The sequence below is a fragment of the Mesorhizobium sp. M7A.F.Ca.CA.002.05.1.1 genome (assembly GCF_003998335.1).
GTDB lineage: Bacteria > Pseudomonadota > Alphaproteobacteria > Rhizobiales > Rhizobiaceae > Mesorhizobium.
Genome location: NZ_RZQI01001054.1, coordinates 1 through 1,900, shown reverse-complemented (window position 1 = coordinate 1,900; position 1,900 = coordinate 1). Strand labels below are relative to the sequence as shown.

The following is a 1,900-nucleotide window of genomic DNA, read 5'->3' as shown; positions in this document are numbered from 1 at the left end:
GGCTCATATAGGGCGAAAACAGCCGCTCGACGTTCTGCAGCCGGTAGCCGAGTTCTTCCTCCGCCTCCTTGCGGATGCAGGTTTCGGGATCGTTTTCGTCCAACAGGCCGGCACAGGCCTCGATCAGCGGCTCGCGGTGGCCGGTGACGTAGGCGGGATAGCGGAACTGGCGCACCAGAAGCACGGTCGAGCGCGAGGGATCGTAAGGCAGGATCACCGCGCCGTCACCGCGATCATAGGTCTGGCGAATTTGCGTCTCCCACTGCCCGTCGCGCCGGCGGTAGTCGAGGACGGTCTTCTTCAGGACGGCCCAGTCGTCGGAGAGGATTTCCTCCGAACGGACGCGAATACGATCTTCCATCGTGGTCTCCATGCAAAAGCGCGTCGCGCTTTATGCTCCTGTTTTATGCATGTCGCTCTCCCAAACCGGGCCACTTTTGGGCGCCATGCATTGCCGAGGCGTATCCGCGAACCGGCATTTCGGCAATCCCGTCAGTGATTGGTCCAGAACCCCTTTCACCGCCTCGTGTCTGGCGCAGGCGCCATCGGTCGCCTAAATAGCTGCGAACCCTCCCGGAGTTTCTCATGACAGCGTCGCTTTTCCAGTCGATCACCCTCGACGGCCTCACCTTCCCCAACCGCATCGCCGTCGCGCCGATGTGCCAGTATTCCGCCGACGACGGTTCGGCCAGTGACTGGCATCTCCATCACTGGATGAACCTCGCAATGTCCGGCGCCGGCATGGTCACGGTCGAGATGACCGATGTCGAGCGGCGCGGGCGTATCACCCATGGCTGCCTCGGCCTTTATTCCGAAGACAATGAGGCCGCCGCCCGCCGCGCACTGGACGCCGCACGACGCGTCGCCGCACCCGGCACGAAATTCGGCTCCCAACTCGCCCATGCCGGCCGCAAGGCTTCGAACCGCAAGCCGTGGGAAGGCGGCGGGCCACTGCAGCCAAATGAGGATCCCTGGCAGACCGTCTCCGCCTCGGTCATCCCCTACGACACCGGTTGGAACGTGCCGCACGCGCTGGAGGACGAGGAGATCCTGCAACTGATCGAGCGCTTCGCCGAAGCCGCAAGGCGGGCCGAACGCGCCGGCTTCGATTTCATCGAACTGCATGCCGCGCATGGCTATCTGATCTTCCAGTTCCTGTCGCCCTTGTCCAACCAGCGCACGGACCGCTGGGGCGGCTCGCTGGAAAACCGCATGCGTCTTGTCGTCGAGATCGCCAAGGCGGTGCGCAAGGCTACGCCAAAGCTGATGCTCGGCGCGCGGCTGTCGGTGATGGATTGGGTCGATGGCGGCTTCGACGTGGCGGACGCGATCGAAGTGGCCAAAGCGCTCAAGGACGAGGGCGTTGCCTATCTCTGCTGCTCGAGCGGCGGCAATTCGCCGTTGCAGAAATTGCCCACCGGCCCCGGCTATCAGGTGCATCTGGCGGAAGCGGTGCGCAAGGGTGCTGATATTCCGACCCGTGCCGTCGGCCTGATCGACGACCCCAAGCAGGCCGAAGCGATCCTCACCGAGGGCCGCGCCGACATGGTGGCGCTGGCGCGGGCCTTCCTGGCTGATCCGCGCTGGGGATGGCGTGCGGCGGCCACATTCAGCGAAACGATCCACCCGGCGCCGCAGCTTGCCCGTTCGGTGACCACGATGCAGCATTGGATGAAGGCGACGGGCTGAACGGTCCGCGCTCCCGACACGCGCGCCCTCCTGCCTCCAGACGGCCTGACGGTGCTCCGCTGCTATTCCGTCCGCAAGCTGTTGGCGTGGAGTGGGCGTGGCTGGGCTTGGGAGGAAACCTGTTCAGGGGCATTCTTGCCGGTTGCGGCGCAGACCGCAGGTGTAGAGCCTTCAAACAGCCTCTGAGACGTTTGGGCGCAGGCTGACGGCC

The 1,900-nt window shown here is 64.7% G+C and carries 2 protein-coding genes; one reads left to right on the top strand and one right to left on the bottom strand.

The annotated features are described in order from the left end of the window. The coding region (locus tag EN939_RS32340; RefSeq protein WP_127271607.1) for an NUDIX domain-containing protein at positions 1–361 on the bottom strand (361 nt) is incomplete at its 3' end. Positions 362–585: 224 nt separating this feature from the next. Between EN939_RS32340 and EN939_RS32335 the strand changes: the two genes are divergently transcribed. Beyond that, positions 586–1,689 carry an NADH:flavin oxidoreductase/NADH oxidase gene (locus EN939_RS32335; RefSeq protein ID WP_127271606.1) on the top strand — a complete coding sequence of 368 codons (1,104 nt, stop codon included), beginning with the start codon at positions 586–588 and terminating at the stop codon, positions 1,687–1,689. The last annotated feature ends 211 nt before the right edge of the window (positions 1,690–1,900 follow it).

Coding starts and splice junctions, on each gene's coding strand:
- EN939_RS32335 (WP_127271606.1), top strand. CDS start 586: ATGACAGCGTCGCTTTTCCAGTCGATCACCCTCGACGGCCTCACCTTC.